The sequence below is a fragment of the Candidatus Chlamydia corallus genome, assembly GCF_002817655.1.
Classification (GTDB): domain Bacteria; phylum Chlamydiota; class Chlamydiia; order Chlamydiales; family Chlamydiaceae; genus Chlamydia; species Chlamydia corallus.
Genome location: NZ_NWQK01000003.1, coordinates 136197 through 151194, shown reverse-complemented (window position 1 = coordinate 151194; position 14998 = coordinate 136197). Strand labels below are relative to the sequence as shown.

The window sequence follows — 14998 nt, the reverse complement described above, 5'->3', positions numbered from 1 at the left end:
CTTGTAGATCTAAAGAAGGTCCCTCATTCAAGGATAGTTTTGTGGTGCTGAGGGAGAAGAATGCCAAGGGTTATAAGGAGGAGGAGGACCACAATCTTGAGCAACTTCAGAATAAGGAGGCGGTTGTTGAGAATCAGGACGATGAGAAGTGTCCCCTTCTCCAATTAACTCTGCAACTTCGCTTTGAGAAAAAAGATGTTCGTAATGAGATAGGCAATCCGTTACAAGTAGGTTTTTTGCCCTTTCATTCGCATGCCAGCAGCTACGAGGTTCAGATATAACTACCTCACTAAGGGAGCTATGAAGAATTGCATTTGTCAGGTGACCCACGCATTCTTCCTGTTTCCGTGCCTTACAAACCATAGCAATCCATAGCCCTAAAAGAGAAACTAACAGAGCACTCCCTCCTGCAGCACAGCACCCTATCATTGCAGCAGTAATTACTGGAGCAGCTCCAGGGACTACAAAAAACAACGCCAATACAATACCAGCTGTTAAAGCTATCAACCCTAAAGAAGCTATTAAGCTAACGACTAAGAACACTATCATTGAAGTTTTATATAATCCAAGTGCTTTCTTAGTCTCTTCTGATGACCGTACGGCTGCGATACCTGCAGCCCGATGGAAGACATTTTGAGGAGGGTTACGCAATACTTCTTCCTTAGTCCTATCTAAAGAGCGCATCATACTTACGACTTCATGAATTTTATAGGCACAATAAACTACAGCGCCTAATGTCGGTCCTAGGATAAGAGCTATAACAAAGAAAAGTAGTGTAGCCCCTAAAATAACCAGCGCCGTGCCCTCACTCCCTTGAGTCTGACCGCGATTATAACGAGAGAAACAGAGAATCAACAATGCAAAGCTATCGAACAAATTACTTAGATTCTCTACAGCTTTAAAACCTGTCAGCGTAAAATCTCCTGGTCTACTAAATAGAAACTCAAGGCCAGGAACCCGTTCGTTAGAGAGACACTCATAAACTATTCGAGAACCCCCTGGAGGAGCTACGTACTTCTGTTCTATCAAATAAAAAATGCGATTGCGCGTAACCGCATTGGCTTGAATAACAAATCCTGGAGGAGGAAAGAACGCCATAAAAATCAATTACTTATTGAAAATGGGTATCCATTTTAAGTATATTTTGTATTTATTAATAGGACTATTGTAGCTCAACGCCTTAAAAATTTCAACTTTTAGGAGAAACCATAAAGGCATATTCAAAAATTATTTTTAATATTTAATAAATCAGTGTTTAGATAAAACGATCTTTAAAAATTACAATTGAGAAAAATTATATTGCCTAACTGTAACCTACCTATTCCTAGAATAAAAAGACAATTTCTGAAGACAATGCCAACCTTAGTTATAAAAGCACCAGAAAAGCACTCGTTAAAAAGGTGGTGGTTATTTGGTTTATAAAGATGGGGAATAAGCTGGCGGAGGACTAAAGCATTGCCAAGGATCTATTAGCAAATAGGGCGGCAGCAGCTCGTCAGAAATAGGGTAACCGATAGATTCAAAGGACACATCGCCTTCTATATCTCTATACTCCTCACGAGTACACTCAACAAGCACTTTTTTACTTCCTGGATTAATAAGAAGAGTAGGGCGCCTCATGAATCGCACTGCTCACCATACAACGGAGTAGTGCGGTGTGCATATGACGAGCGCGCGCTCTCCCCTTTTCCTCTCACAATGTACAGCAGCAATTAAAAAACCTAGAACAGAAAGGAGTATGTCAGTTCCTCCTGCAGCACAACACCCTATTATTGCTGCAGTCATTACAGAAGCAGCCCCAGGACCTAAAAAAATAGAGCAAAAACAATACCAGCTATTAAAGCTGCTAAAGATATCATAAGGATTAAGCTAATGACCAAAAAAACTAAAGTTGATTGTCTAGATAGTTTACAAGCCTTGATTATAGATTGTGAAGCTGCAGCCCCAGTTACAATCCCTGCACGATTTATAAGTGGATCCGGTCTCCTTACCAAATTTATCACCTCAGTATGAATTCTTGATAAAGAAGATACTCTCTTTGTAAGTTGATAAATTTTATATCTAGAATAGCATAAAACGCCTAATGTAGGTCCTAATACAATAGCTAAAACTGTAAAGGGGATAGCTCGAAAAACACCAAATATGACTGCTATACAGCATCGGTTTTAGGAGAACTTTCAAGGAAAAAACAACGACAGCAACCTACTCCAAATATTTTTTCGAAAAAGCTTTGGCAAATCATCCCAAAGCTTCTATTAAAATACGCTTTAAACTGGCGTCCGCTTCCCGTCTCAGATGCTTTTCCCAGCTCATCTATAATAGGAGTAGACGGAAGTACTCCTTCGGATAGGAATACAGAAATCGGAACAATTGTATCGTTATATCGAACAAATTCTTCATTAACTAAAAAAACTAGGCTGTCGCGGACCTGTCTATTAGAAATAATTATTGCTTCATTTGAAGAGAAAAGAGAAATCACGGCAGACATAAACTTTCATCAAAAAAAGCTTAACCGACCACTTTATTTAAGCGTAATCATTTTTGAGGAAAACAATCTTGAGAATAAAGCCAGCAGTTAACTAAAAAGTCTCTCCCACCTTCTTCAGGAGAGTAGTCTTTGGTTTAAAGGTGGCTGACTCCAACGGTAATTGCTAATTGCATAATAGGAGCTTCCATAAAGATTATACCTTTTGATGTTCTATCTTCGAAATCATTAAAATCATCAACGGCCTTTAAAATTAAGGCTCCATGAACAACTGTTCCTAATATTGGAATGATTAACAAGGCACCCATTAAATCGGGTATTGCTCCAGAATAGAGGCATTCAAAATGCTTCTTTAAATCGCTTATATCTCTAGTTCGCGAACAGATCGTAACACATGCCTTAAAAGGAAATGCTATAAGTAAGAATAGAAGTTTTAGAAGAAGCAAAATTGCAAAGGCAACGGCACAAATTACCGAAATTACAGGATAAAGCAAGGCATCTACAAATATACAAACTGATTTCTTAGTCACAGATTGCTTATCAAGCTCCGTTAAAGGCGGGGGGAAAAAAATAATAGAGGCCATTGTTTTCCTTAAAAGGCAACTGCTTGTTTCTACGTCTTTTTTAAAAAGGCTAATTTTAAAGTTTCTTTCTATTAATTGGAATAAAAATAAAGACCTTTAATCTTTTTCTTTATTGATACTACAGATTCATTTTATGTTACTGACTTCTGATTACTATTCCAATCCATCAACTTAAAAAAACGCGACTCCTCCTTTGCCTAATTTTATCAACTCCTATCGGTCCTATCGGCCTCCCCTTATTGAAATGAAAGCTATCTTTTTCTCCTTTTATATCGGTGTTTTACAAAAATATATCAGACTCTTAATTCCTATAGGAGAAACCTTAGAAACGGATGATAATGGAAGTCTATAAAGACTAAAAATTTTATTATAAAAAATTCTAACTTCTTTATTTGCTAAAAACTACTTTCTCTATCAACATAAAAACATCCCTTTCCAAGATAAAAAGGCAATGTTTTTCTTTATGACTACTCTTCAGATGACCATTTTGCAACAGTTACTAAGACTTGCAAAACAGGGGATGCAGAAAATAAATCCCACCCTTCCTTGTTTATATTTCAAGGGAAAAATAACACTATGAATTAGGATTCCTAGTATTGGAACAATTAACAAGCACCCCACCTAATCTGATAGTCCCATATCTTCTCCCTTTAAGCATCCACAAAACTATCCTTGAATGAGGGACCTTCTTTAGATCTACAAGCGGCAAGACATTTCTTACCAATAAATTTTATAGATAAAACCATAAGCTTTATCAGAATCAAGATTGCAAAAGCAATTGCACAAATTACAAAAACTATAGGATAAAGCAAAACCTCTACAAAAGGAATAAAGCCGCCCCTTGACTGAAAAAGCTCCTCCACCTCTTCAGAAGATTAGTCTTTGCCTCAGGACTTGGAGACTCCAGCTGTAACTGCTAATTGCATAATAGGAATTTGCATAAAGACTACACCTTTCGAGGTTTTATCTTCCCAATCATTAAAATCACTAATAGTCTTTAAAAATAAGGCTCCATGAACAACTGTTCCTATTATTGGAATGATTAACAAGGCACCCCTTAAATCAGCCATTTCTCCAGAATAGAGGCATTTAAAATGCTTCTTCAAATCGCTTATATCTCTAGTTCGTGAACAGATCGTAACACATGCCTTAAAGGGAAATGCTATAAGTAAGAATAGAAGCTTTAGAAGAAGCAAAATTGCAAAGGCAACGGCACAAATTACCGAAATTACAGGATAAAGCAAGGCATCTACAAATATACAAGCTGATTTCTTAATTATAGGCTCACAATCAAGATCCCCTGAAGACGGATCAAAAAAAATAGTACAGGCCATTGTCCTCCTTAAAAGATAACTGCTTATTTCTAAGCCTTTTAAAAAAGGCTAATTTTAAAGTTTCTTTCTATTAATTGGAATAAAAATAAAGACCTTTTATCTTCTTCTTTATTGATACTACAGATTCATTTTGTGTTACTGACTTTTGATTACTATTCCAATCCATCAGCTTAAAAAAAACGCTACGCTTCCTTTGTTTAATTTTATCAAGTTATCTTGATAAACCGTTATCGCAAACCAAAGTCATCGTTTTCTCTTAGTTTTTTATATCAGTCTTTTAGAAAAAATATGAGACTCTTAATTCCTATAGGAGAAATCTTAGAAACGGATGATAATCGAAATCTTTAAAGATTAAAAATTTTACTATAAAAAATTCTAACTTCTTTATTTGCTAAAAACTACTTTCTCTATCAACATAAAAACATCCCTTTCCAAGATAAAAAGGCAATGTTTTTCTTTATGACTACTCTTCATATGACCAACTTAGAGCAGTTACTGGGATTTGCAAAACAGGGGCTAAGCAAAAGCATTCCCATCTCTTGAGTTTCCAGGAACAAATAGTGCTATGAATTAAGGTTCCTATTATTGGAATAATTAACAAGCATCCAAAGAAATCTGACTTTATTGGGTCTTTATCTACGCCTTCTCTATGCAAGCCTCCAAAACCATCTTTGAATGAGGGCCCTTCTTTGGATCTACAAGCGGCAACACATTTCAAAACAAGGAATTTTATAGATAAAACTATAAGCTTTACCAGCATCAAAATTGCAAAGGCAACGGCACAAATTACCGAAATTACAGGATAGAGAAGAGCATCCGCAATCAAATAAGCTTTCGGTATACGTGCTCCATTGGAATGGGTTACAAAATATAAAGAACAAGCCATATTATCTCCTCCTAAGAAAAATCAATTGATTATAATATTTTTATTATTAAAAAAAATAAAAAAATGCTTAAAAATAATATTTATTATTGAACTAAATTTTTAATCGCTTCTCTACTATTACAACAAATTAGCAAACCTAAAGAAAGGGATCTTTTTCCCTTTGCCTAATCCTATGAACTTCTCACGCATACCTCCTTGTTTAAACTAAAGGAACTGCTTTTCTTTTAGTTTTCCTATTTTCTGTATTTTACAGTATCTTGAAAAGATATATAGTAACTCTAAGGCAAATTTCGGAACGTAAGATAATAATCCAATTCTTTGAGAATCTAAATGGAATGTCTTTGGAGCACTATGTTGCTTTGAATAAAATAATAAGAAAAGTTTTCCTGTTTTATCCTATGTCTTATTAAAAAAATATTTAGATTCCCTAAGATCTAGGGCAATGAAGACGCCAGTTTAAGGAGCATTTGAAGTGACTAAGGGCTCTGTTTTTATTATTATGGGGCCTCCAGGCTCAGGCAAAGGAACCCAATCTCAATATCTTGCAAACAGAATGGGTTTATCTCATATCAGCACCGGGGATTTATTAAGAGCTATCATTCAAGAAGGAACTCCCACTGGATTAGAAGCTAAAGCACTCCTAGATAAGGGAGCTTTTGTTCCTAGTAATTTTATATGGGAAATACTTAAAGAAAAAATGCAAAGCAAGGCCTGCTCACAAGGATGTATTATTGATGGGTTTCCTAGAACACTAGATCAAGCGCAACTTCTAGGTAACTTTCTTATAGAAACCCATTCTGATTACATAGTTATTTTCCTAGAAATTTCTGAAGATGAAATTCTAAAAAGAATTTATTCAAGATTTCTTTGTCCTTCTTGTTCCCATATCTATAAGAAAAATCAGGGATATACTGAATGTCCAGACTGTCATATACCTTTGATAAGGCGTTCTGACGACACTCCTGAGGTCATTAAGGAAAGACTAAAAAAATATCGTGAACGCACCGCTCCTCTTATTGCCTACTACGACAACCTAGGGAAACTATGTAGAGTTTCTTCTGAAAATAAAGAAGATCTTGTTTTTGAAGACATTCTGAAATGCATTTATAAATAATTTCCTCTTCTTCGAAATGAAAGTTGCAAACTAACTTGAAAGAAAATTTAATTAGAGTTCTATGTCAGAAGAAATTATAAGGCACTACCTATCATTTTCTCCTTCTGCTGATTTCTTTTCTAAAAAAGGAAATATTGAAACTCAGGTCCTTTTTGGAGAGCGCGTCTTGTTCCAAGGAGATACTTGCTACGCCTATTCTCAATTGTTCCAAAATCAACTGTCATGGAAACCATATCCAGGTCATCGTTTTTGTTCTACTCTGATCCCCTGCAATCCTGAGTTTCGTATTAATCCAAATGTTTCTGTTACTTCTCTGAACGCATGTTTAGATCCCTGGGGAATCCCTCTTCCTTTTGGTACTTTGCTAAACGTTAATTCTCAAAATATAGTCGTTTTTCCTAAGAATATTCTCAATTGTATTCACGCTATTTGGGACTCTAGGACACCTCGGTGCGATCCCAAACACCTACGTCGTCTAAATGATAACGTATCTGTGGAACTTTTACTTAAAGACGCGGACCTCTTTCTTAACTCGCCCTATGTATGGGGAGGCCGTTCTATACACCAAAGTCTGAAAAATTCAGGTGTAGATTGTTCAGGATTTATCAATATCCTTTACCAGGCACAGGGGTATAATATTCCTAGAAATTCTATTGATCAATATGCTGACTGCAATTTGGTTAGTAGATTTGAAGATCTTCCTTCCGGAGGCTTAGTATTTCTTCACCCTAAAGGAGAGGAGCGTATTTCTCATGTTATGTTAAAACAAAATTTCTCTACGCTAATCCATGCTTCTCGTGGAGCAAAAAAAGTTGAATATTTTGTTTTAGAAAAAGACGGAAAATTTTTAGAGTCTACCTATTTATTTTTTAAAAATAACCAAAAGGGGCGAGCGTTCTTTGGGATTCCCAAAAAAAGAAAAGCCTTCCTTTAATAAGGAAGGCTTTAAATGACTAGAAAAAATATTCAACATTTTAACGCTTAGAAAATTGGAAGCTCTTACGAGCTTTTTTGTGTCCATACTTTTTACGCTCTTTCTTTCTAGGATCTCTAGTAAGAAAACCACAACTTTTCAGGTCTTGTCTGTTCTCCTCATTTTCTTTTAAGAGGGCGCGCGCAAGTCCTAATCTTGTAGCAATTACCTGACCCTGAATTCCTCCGCCGCTAACGCGAATAATTAGATCGTATTGATTTTGATCTTCTATAATCTTTTTCAAAGGAGAAAGAATCGTAACTCTTTGGATTTCCAAAGGAAAATAATCTTCAAAAGACTTACCGTTTACATCAATTTTACCACTTCCAGGTCGCAAACGAACGCTAGAAACTGCTTGTTTTCTTCTACCTGTAGCTACAGATTCTTGTATTGTACTTTTTGCCACAACTTATCCTAAACTAAATATCTAACAAAATTGGCTTTTGAGATTCAAAAGTTTCGTATGAATCCCCTTTTACGATCCTTAAGGACTTCAATTGTTTCTTTCCTAAGCGAGTTCTGGGCATCATTCCCTTGATCGCATGCTCAATAATATAAGTAGGTTTTCTCGCCATCATATTTTCAAAAGGAGTTTCTCGCATTCCAGAGATATATCCCGTGTAGTAGCGATAGATCTTTTGGGCTTTTTTAGCTCCAGTTAGGCGAACCTTTTCTGCATTAATAACAATAACACCATCTCCCATAGCCAAATGAGGAGTATAGGTGACTTTATGCTTCCCTCTTAAAATTTTTGCCACTTCTGAAGAAAGCCTTCCTAAGGTTTTTCCAGCAGCATCAACAACATACCACGATTTCACAGTCTCAATAGGTTTTACTATAGTTGTTTTTGTGTCTTTTCTTTTTTCCATAATAATGTAACTGTCTTACTAGAGGGAGTGATTATAAGTCTGTCCAATTTTTTTTCCAAATAAAAACAGTCGAAAATAACAAGACTCTTGATTTAAAAATATTTCCATAAATTTCCTTTCATACAATTAGCAATTTTTTCTTAACCACCCTGTTATAAAAGCGTTCAGATCCCACCTAAAGCTAGATCGCGAGAATATTTGTTTGTACCCTGAAATCAGAGGGGGATCCCTTAGGAGAGGTTAGGAAAAAATAGCTTGCCATTGGACAACACTCCTTCCCTTGAGCACCTAGAAGCAAGTTGCTTATTGTGTGTCACAATTAGAATTCCACATAACGCAGATGCTTGTTCTAAAAGAAGGTTATGAATCTGTTTTGAAGTTTCTTCATCGAGGTTCCCAGAAGGTTCGTCCGCTAAGAGGATAGCAGGTTGATTGATTAATGCTCTAGCGATAGCAACTCGCTGTTTTTCACCTCCAGATAGTTTAGAACAGCGAACCCATATTTTATCTTTAAGATCCACTAAATCTAATAATTCTAGAGCTCTTTTATAGACAAGAGACCCTTTAGATATATTTTTACGAGCAATCAGTGCGGGCATTAAAACGTTTTTTAATACTGTATCGTCTTCTAATAAATAAAAGTTTTGAAAAATAAAGCCGATATGCTGATTTCTAAAATTTGCGAGATCTTGATTCCCTAGATCTTTATCAAAAAAGCGTAGACGACCAGAAGAAGGAACATCTAGAGTTCCTAAGAGATGCAGTAACGTAGTTTTGCCATTGCCTGAAGCCCCTGTAATCGATACAGTTTCTCCTGAATATAGTGATAACGATACGTCGGTCAAAATAGAAATACTTTGATTCTGTTTCTGGATAGTTTTAGAGAGGTTTTTAGCTTCTATAAGTAGAGGCATGGCTAATCTGCTTTTAAAATTTCTGAGACATGCATTTTTGCGACTTTTCTTGCGGGCAGTGCTCCTGAAACTGCCGCTAAAAGTAGAGTCCCCAGCCCTAGAAAATAGATAGCCTGAGGGTGAACGCTATTAGGAAGATTCTGGCCGAAAAAAACGGTATTAAATGTTTCTCTTCCCTGTAAATAATTCAGGGCTTTTACAATGAGTTGTAAATTTTTTAAGGTAATTATCGCGAATACCGTCCCTATGGCAACTCCACAAGCTCCTGAAAATGCTCCACAGCAAGCAAAGATTATCTTTAAGCTTCGCGATGACGTCCCCATAGCTTTAAGAACACCTATTTCTTTTTTCTTATTATTTACAAGTAGCATTGACATAGTCACAACGTTAGAGCAAGCAACAATAAGAATCAGGATAGAGACAAAAAGAAAAAGAACCTGATCGCTTTGAAGTTGATCTAGAATAGGTTGAAAATACTCATAATCATATAGGGAAGAGATCTCCCAATAGTCATTAATTTCTAAAAAAGTTAGGATTTTTTTTATTTGATTTTTTACAAAGGAGATTCGTTTGGTATTAGGGAAAAAGACATGAAAGCCGTTAGTCATCCCTAAGCCCTCGGATTGGGAACAAATAGATCTCGCAAGATCTGGATCTACGAATATAGTTCTTCCCCCCAGCGGAGAAAGCCCTGGGTTATAAAATCCAATTACATGGACTGTATATTGAGTTTCTTTTTGGGTCTCTATCGAGTAGGAGCTAAAGATTCCTGTGTCTCCCACTTTATAACCGGATTCTTTATAAGTACTGGGGAGTATGATAGAAGCTCCGCGGTGCAGCTCTTCTAAACGATGAAAATCTTTTTTCCACCCAAAGGAACTCCTGTTAAATGGATTCAATTCAACGGAAGTATAATCCGTCTCATCATAGGGCAAAACTTTATCTTCATAAGAAAACTTAGAAGGGTAACTCAAAAAATGAGTAAGATTTCTAGACTGAGGTTTTTGTAATTTTAGAGAAGTTTTAATATCAAGGTAACCTACCCCTTCTTCAAATTCGATAATTTCTCCATTCTCGGATTGAAGGTAGGGTCCTAAAGATTCTATAATCATCTTTACAGGATCTTTTTGCCGACCTGTTAGATCGCAGTCTTTTGCTGGAAATATTTCTGGAAGGAGGTAGTCTGATTGAGGGTTATAAGGATCCACTTGTGGAGAGCTGATTTTTTCGCCTAGAGTTTTTGTAGTATAATTAGAAAGCTCAGAGTGTTTGTCTATTTGATAGTAATAGGAAGAATAGTATCCGTCCGAAGGAAGAATAGTAACTGGCGAATGAAGCTGGGAAAGATCCTCTATCCATCTTTGTTCTAAACCATGAACTACCGAGATGAAGACTATGGAAAGCCAGACAACAAGAGAAATAATACCCACAGAAAAGAGGGAGACTATAGCAGAAGATAGTCTTCCCTTTCTCGGAATCAAATATTTTAGAGCTATTGAAAATTCTAATTTCATGACTTCTAATTAAGAATGAGATTTTAGAAGCCAGTGGTTAAGCAATAAAGAAATCCTTTTACTTAGCTTCTTTGAAGATTACGTGCTTACGCAGTTTTCTATCATATTTTTTGAGTTCTAGTCGACCTGTTGTTTTTCTTTTGTTTTTTACAGTCCAGTACATATCAGAACTTTCCGAGCTTTTTAATTTAATAATCTCGCGATTCTTGCTTGCCATGGATGAGTCCTTTTAAGAAAATAGTAAATCGCTTACTATGCTATATTTCTTTTCAAAAAGAATCAAGAACTCTCCTGATCATTATTAGAGAACTTAGGATGGCAACAAAAAGTTTAGGATCTTTCAATTCAGTTCTTTCTAAAAATAAAATTCATTTTATTAGTTTAGGATGCTCCCGAAACCTTGTAGATAGCGAAGTTATGCTTGGAATTCTTCTTAAAGCAGGTTACGAGTCTACTAATCAAATAGAAGATGCTGACTACTTAATTTTAAATACATGTGCATTTTTAAAAAGCGCTAGAGATGAGGGTAAGGATTATCTTGACCATCTAATCAGTGTAAAAAAAAAGAGTGCTAAAATTATTTTAACTGGGTGCATGACTTCCAAGCACAAAGACGAGCTTGAACCTTGGAGGCCACACATCCATTACCTACTAGGTTCTGGAGACATTCAGCATATTCTCTCTGCTATTGAGTCTCGTGAGTCTGGAGAAAAAATCTCCGCAAAGAGTTACATTGAAATGGGAGAAGTTCCGAGGCAGCTTTCTACCCCAAAGCACTATGCCTATTTAAAGATTGCTGAGGGCTGCAGAAAGCACTGTGCTTTTTGTATTATTCCTTCTATTAAAGGAAAGCTTCGCAGCAAACCCGTTGATCAAATTCTTAAGGAATTTCGCACCCTTTTAAAGAGTGGTGTTAAAGAAATTTTACTAATAGCTCAAGATCTAGGAGATTACGGAAAAGATATTTCTACAGACCGAAGTTCGCAACTAGAATCACTATTATATAAATTAATGAAAGAGCCTGGAGATTATTGGCTACGAATGTTGTATTTATATCCTGATGAAGTCAGTGACGGCATTATAGATCTTATGAAATCGGATTCCAGACTTCTTCCCTATGTAGACATTCCCTTGCAACACATTAATAACCGTATTTTAAAGCAAATGCGAAGGAATACGTCTAGAGAGCAAATCATAGAATTCCTAGGAAAATTACGCTCGAAGATTCCTACAGTCTACATCCGTTCTTCAATTATTGTCGGATTTCCTAGTGAAACTGCAAAAGAATTCCAAGAGTTAGCTGATTTTATTGGTGAGGGTTGGATTGATAATCTCGGAATTTTCCTCTACTCTCAAGAACCAGGCACTCCTGCAGCACAACTACCTCACCAGATACCAGAAAAAGTTAAAGCATCAAGGTTAAAAATTCTCTCTGAAATTCAAAAACACAATGTGGATAAACATAATCGACAGCTCGTTGGGAGAAAAGTAGAGGCCGTTATTGATAACTATCATCCAGAGACCAATCTTTTACTTACGGCAAGGTTCTACGGACAAGCTCCAGAAGTCGATCCTTGCATTATTGTAAATGAAGCAAAGCTTGTTTCCCATTTCGGGGAAAGGTGCTTTATAGAAATCACTGGAACTGCTGGCTATGACCTTGTAGGGCGCGTTATAAAAAAATCTCAGAACCAAGCTTTGCTAAAAATTAGCAAAGCTTAGAGTCCCGTCGTCAACTAACATAAGGCAAAACTGTTACATTCCAAGAAAAACTTTGCACTCTAAAGCTGCTATTACTTCGATTTTCTAAAGTAAAATATCCACTTTCTTGAGCATAATACGTAGAGCAAAGCCATTGCATCGGACGAACACGATAATAACTTGTTCCAGCACAAGTAGAGACCGCTAGTGGTACTGTACGCCATCCTTCGTGTGCAACCAAAAAAACTTGTCCTCCAATACCATTATCAAGCCAACCGCCATGTTTTGTCATAAAAACGGATATACGCAAGAGTCTAGGAGTCTGACGATCTACAATAAATTCTAATTTCGATTTATCAGTACTGTTGATACGAACAACTGAATTAACTATTGAGTTTTCTGTTGATTGCTGATCATACTTATCCCAAAATACATTTGTTCGACGAGGGAACAGTCCCTTGTTACCACCTTCCTGCCCTCCTGAGGTTGCACTTCGAGACAACACCATGACAGTAGTGAGTTTATAATACCCATAAGGAACATATTGTTGGGGTTGCTGGTTATTAATATTCGAAAAGTCATTTCGCTCCCCTCCCGACTGATTGCGATAGGAAAGGGGCGTGTTCGATAAGTTCACTCGACCATTGAAAACCATAGCACTAGAGGTTTTTGGAGTAATACTAATGTTTTGTCCGACTGAAAGATCGTCCTGACATATCAGACCTCCGTCTTTAACAGTAAGGTTTCCTAAAACCCCAGTATTTTCAGTAACAATGTTCTGACCAACAGTAAGTGCTGTTTTCTTTTGGTCTTCAGTTAAATTGATAAATTGAATGTTAAAACGAACAAAAGTAGGAATTGATATTTTTATTTTCGGTTTTGGAGGTGTAGGATTTGCCATACTAGTCTACCTCAGAAAAATTAAAACTAAACGGGAACCAAATCACGCATGTAGATAGAGACATTATATTAATCCAATCATAGCTCGTGATATCTATCCAAGGATAGCTATGAGGAGGACTAGGAATAATTTCTGTTACAGCAAAAGTCGCAGTTAGAGCAACACTAACATAATCACCGCCTGAAGTCCCTCTAGTATCTGAAGTACAAAGCAGTACTTTGTTACTTCCTGAAATAAAATTAAGAAATAGGCCTGCAGTATTCGGTCCACCATGATATCCACTCCAACGTGTAAGCTGGATTGTAACTTGATAAATGCCTTCCTTTTTGAACTTAATTATAGGATTTATATCCACACAGAGGCTAGCATTAGGGGTCGAATTAAAAGCCATATCTTTACCAGTAGCCCAAGCATTGGTTTCAATGGACTGGCCTTGGTTAACTTGATACCCGTTTGCGTAATAGATATACATATTTGTAGCTTCACATCCAGTTTTCTTATAATAATTAAACGTTAAAGCATCTCTTGGAGACTCAGGATCCCTAATATTATTACACCTAGGAGTAGCTGATGAACTCGTTTGAGAATAAATATTCATACCTTTAGAGAGAGTTGTAGCATTAAATTGAGAGCTTTCTGCTAATAGATTACCTCCTACAATAAATTCAGATGGAGAAGTTATTGTGTCCGATACTTTAAGATCGCGAGTAATTAAAGTATTTTCTATCGTAGCGTTTCCTTCCACACTAAGAGTTCCTTGATCCATAAATAAATTTTGATCTTTCACTCCTGAATTTTCATTTGGATTTAGAAGAGGGGTACTAGATTCAACTATTGTTTCTTTTTGTTTTAGTTTGTTCATATTTATCACTTGTTCCCTGGATAATAAATAAGTGTAAAAGAATAATTCCCTATTCCAGCGTTATAATCACGATTGGCAATATAGAAAATACTAGTTCTAGAATTACCAGTGGGATTGTTAGGATTAGAAGCTATATCCCAAGAATGTCTATATATTGAGGTTCCTAGAGTACCCACTGTTGAGTACCCTCCTCCACTGTAAATCGTGCTTTCACAATAAATCTTTTTTAAACCATCATATATATAAAGCGCGCCTCCCCAGCCATTATTCCATCCCCAACGCTTGCCAATAGTAAAGGAAAGTATATACGTTCCTTCTACAAGAAGCTGTATCGCATTATTACCTCCTACAGTTAATTTGCCAGTACTTTGCCGCCATCCTACAAAACGAAAAACTTCACCCACGTTACGTGACTGGTATAGGGTATAGTTCGAACCAGTCAGCGGCAAGTAGTCTTCTCCGGGTTTGGATATCAAACTTCCGATAAGCGGCTTGGAACAGAAAAAATATTCGGGAGAGCGAATATAATTCGCAGGCACTGGATCACAATCTGATCTCGGCAAAGCGACATTGCTAAGACGATTATTTTTAAAATCTATAGATACTTGAGAAGCAGAACCTTGTGCATTTAAATTGTAGGTAGCGGCTGAAGTCAATCCAGTTGCTGAAACCTGATCTTTAAATGTGGCATTCCCTTTAACAGAAAATGTAGCAGTCGATGAGATTCCCTGAGCCTGCGTATCAAAGGTATCCACATTAGCTGCTAACAAATCACCATCTATAGTTGAATCTAATTTAAAATAACACTCATTATCATTAATATTGTTTTTCATAATCACTTTTAATAAAGTTCTATTTTAA

20 protein-coding genes are annotated in these 14998 nt (G+C 36.4%); 5 read left to right on the top strand and 15 right to left on the bottom strand.

Annotated features, from left to right (window positions below):
• Nucleotides 1-27 precede the first annotated feature (27 nt).
• Both garD and CMV32_RS04890 read right to left on the bottom strand, forming a co-directional pair.
• A complete protein-coding gene (garD, locus tag CMV32_RS04895) occupies nucleotides 28-1098 on the bottom strand; it encodes an inclusion membrane protein GarD (RefSeq protein ID WP_100934793.1) in 1071 nt (356 codons plus the stop codon).
• A gap of 318 nt (nucleotides 1099-1416) precedes the next feature.
• Nucleotides 1417-1629, bottom strand: a complete 213-nt coding sequence (locus tag CMV32_RS04890; RefSeq protein ID WP_151899122.1) for a hypothetical protein — start codon at nucleotides 1627-1629, stop codon at nucleotides 1417-1419.
• A gap of 34 nt (nucleotides 1630-1663) precedes the next feature.
• Here CMV32_RS04890 and CMV32_RS04885 point away from each other — a divergent pair, with 34 nt between their 5' ends.
• Together CMV32_RS04885 and CMV32_RS05485 are read left to right on the top strand one after the other, a co-directional pair.
• Nucleotides 1664-1861: a hypothetical protein gene (locus CMV32_RS04885; protein ID WP_100934791.1), complete on the top strand. Its 198-nt coding sequence runs from the start codon at nucleotides 1664-1666 to the stop codon at nucleotides 1859-1861.
• Nucleotides 1862-1872: 11 nt separating this feature from the next.
• On the top strand, nucleotides 1873-2013 hold the full coding sequence (locus CMV32_RS05485; RefSeq protein ID WP_192940654.1) for a hypothetical protein: 141 nt from the start codon (nucleotides 1873-1875) through the stop codon (nucleotides 2011-2013).
• Between the two features lie 136 nt (nucleotides 2014-2149).
• On the opposite strand, the gene CMV32_RS04880 is transcribed toward CMV32_RS05485, so the two are convergent.
• The 5 genes from CMV32_RS04880 to CMV32_RS04860 form a co-directional block, all read right to left on the bottom strand.
• On the bottom strand, nucleotides 2150-2488 hold the full coding sequence (locus CMV32_RS04880; RefSeq protein WP_100934790.1) for a hypothetical protein: 339 nt from the start codon (nucleotides 2486-2488) through the stop codon (nucleotides 2150-2152).
• 134 nt (nucleotides 2489-2622) lie between these two features.
• Nucleotides 2623-3069, bottom strand: coding sequence for a hypothetical protein (locus CMV32_RS04875; protein WP_100934789.1), 447 nt, complete (start codon nucleotides 3067-3069; stop codon nucleotides 2623-2625).
• A 650-nt stretch (nucleotides 3070-3719) separates the two neighbouring features.
• Nucleotides 3720-3932, bottom strand: a complete 213-nt coding sequence (locus CMV32_RS04870; protein ID WP_100934788.1) for a hypothetical protein — start codon at nucleotides 3930-3932, stop codon at nucleotides 3720-3722.
• 24 nt (nucleotides 3933-3956) lie between these two features.
• Nucleotides 3957-4403 (bottom strand): hypothetical protein, encoded by a 447-nt coding sequence (locus CMV32_RS04865; RefSeq protein ID WP_100934787.1) that lies wholly within the window; start codon nucleotides 4401-4403, stop codon nucleotides 3957-3959.
• A gap of 463 nt (nucleotides 4404-4866) precedes the next feature.
• The gene (locus tag CMV32_RS04860; protein ID WP_100934786.1) at nucleotides 4867-5289 is read right to left on the bottom strand and encodes a hypothetical protein; all 423 of its coding nucleotides are present in this window, start codon (nucleotides 5287-5289) and stop codon (nucleotides 4867-4869) included.
• Nucleotides 5290-5761: 472 nt separating this feature from the next.
• Here CMV32_RS04860 and CMV32_RS04855 point away from each other — a divergent pair, with 472 nt between their 5' ends.
• Nucleotides 5762-6403 (top strand): adenylate kinase, encoded by a 642-nt coding sequence (locus CMV32_RS04855; RefSeq protein ID WP_100934785.1) that lies wholly within the window; start codon nucleotides 5762-5764, stop codon nucleotides 6401-6403.
• 61 nt (nucleotides 6404-6464) lie between these two features.
• Nucleotides 6465-7337, top strand: coding sequence for a C40 family peptidase (locus CMV32_RS04850; protein ID WP_239923163.1), 873 nt, complete (start codon nucleotides 6465-6467; stop codon nucleotides 7335-7337).
• A gap of 40 nt (nucleotides 7338-7377) precedes the next feature.
• Here the strand turns inward: CMV32_RS04850 and rpsI are convergent, their stop codons facing one another.
• The 5 genes from rpsI to rpmG all read right to left on the bottom strand — a co-directional run bounded on the left by rpsI (nucleotide 7378) and on the right by rpmG (nucleotide 10890).
• Nucleotides 7378-7782, bottom strand: a complete 405-nt coding sequence (rpsI, locus tag CMV32_RS04845; protein ID WP_100934784.1) for a 30S ribosomal protein S9 — start codon at nucleotides 7780-7782, stop codon at nucleotides 7378-7380.
• A gap of 13 nt (nucleotides 7783-7795) precedes the next feature.
• Nucleotides 7796-8245, bottom strand: a complete 450-nt coding sequence (rplM, locus tag CMV32_RS04840; protein WP_100934783.1) for a 50S ribosomal protein L13 — start codon at nucleotides 8243-8245, stop codon at nucleotides 7796-7798.
• Nucleotides 8246-8475: 230 nt separating this feature from the next.
• Nucleotides 8476-9159, bottom strand: a complete 684-nt coding sequence (locus tag CMV32_RS04835; RefSeq protein WP_100934782.1) for an ABC transporter ATP-binding protein — start codon at nucleotides 9157-9159, stop codon at nucleotides 8476-8478.
• A gap of 2 nt (nucleotides 9160-9161) precedes the next feature.
• Nucleotides 9162-10673 carry an ABC transporter permease gene (locus tag CMV32_RS04830; protein ID WP_100934781.1) on the bottom strand — a complete coding sequence of 504 codons (1512 nt, stop codon included), beginning with the start codon at nucleotides 10671-10673 and terminating at the stop codon, nucleotides 9162-9164.
• A gap of 58 nt (nucleotides 10674-10731) precedes the next feature.
• Complete coding sequence (gene rpmG / locus CMV32_RS04825) at nucleotides 10732-10890, bottom strand: 50S ribosomal protein L33 (protein ID WP_100934780.1); 159 nt, start codon at nucleotides 10888-10890, stop codon at nucleotides 10732-10734.
• A 98-nt stretch (nucleotides 10891-10988) separates the two neighbouring features.
• On the opposite strand from rpmG, the gene rimO reads away from it, so the two are divergent.
• A complete protein-coding gene (gene rimO, locus CMV32_RS04820) occupies nucleotides 10989-12395 on the top strand; it encodes a 30S ribosomal protein S12 methylthiotransferase RimO (RefSeq protein ID WP_100934805.1) in 1407 nt (468 codons plus the stop codon).
• A 10-nt stretch (nucleotides 12396-12405) separates the two neighbouring features.
• On the opposite strand, the gene CMV32_RS04815 is transcribed toward rimO, so the two are convergent.
• The 3 genes from CMV32_RS04815 to CMV32_RS04805 are packed head-to-tail and all read right to left on the bottom strand — an operon-like array spanning nucleotide 12406 to nucleotide 14970.
• The gene (locus CMV32_RS04815; protein WP_100934779.1) at nucleotides 12406-13275 is read right to left on the bottom strand and encodes a hypothetical protein; all 870 of its coding nucleotides are present in this window, start codon (nucleotides 13273-13275) and stop codon (nucleotides 12406-12408) included.
• 1 nt (nucleotide 13276) lies between these two features.
• On the bottom strand, nucleotides 13277-14137 hold the full coding sequence (locus CMV32_RS04810) for a hypothetical protein (protein WP_192940653.1): 861 nt from the start codon (nucleotides 14135-14137) through the stop codon (nucleotides 13277-13279).
• Between the two features lie 5 nt (nucleotides 14138-14142).
• Entirely contained in the window at nucleotides 14143-14970 is an 828-nt protein-coding gene (locus CMV32_RS04805) for a hypothetical protein (RefSeq protein ID WP_100934778.1), read from the bottom strand.
• Nucleotides 14971-14998 lie beyond the last annotated feature (28 nt).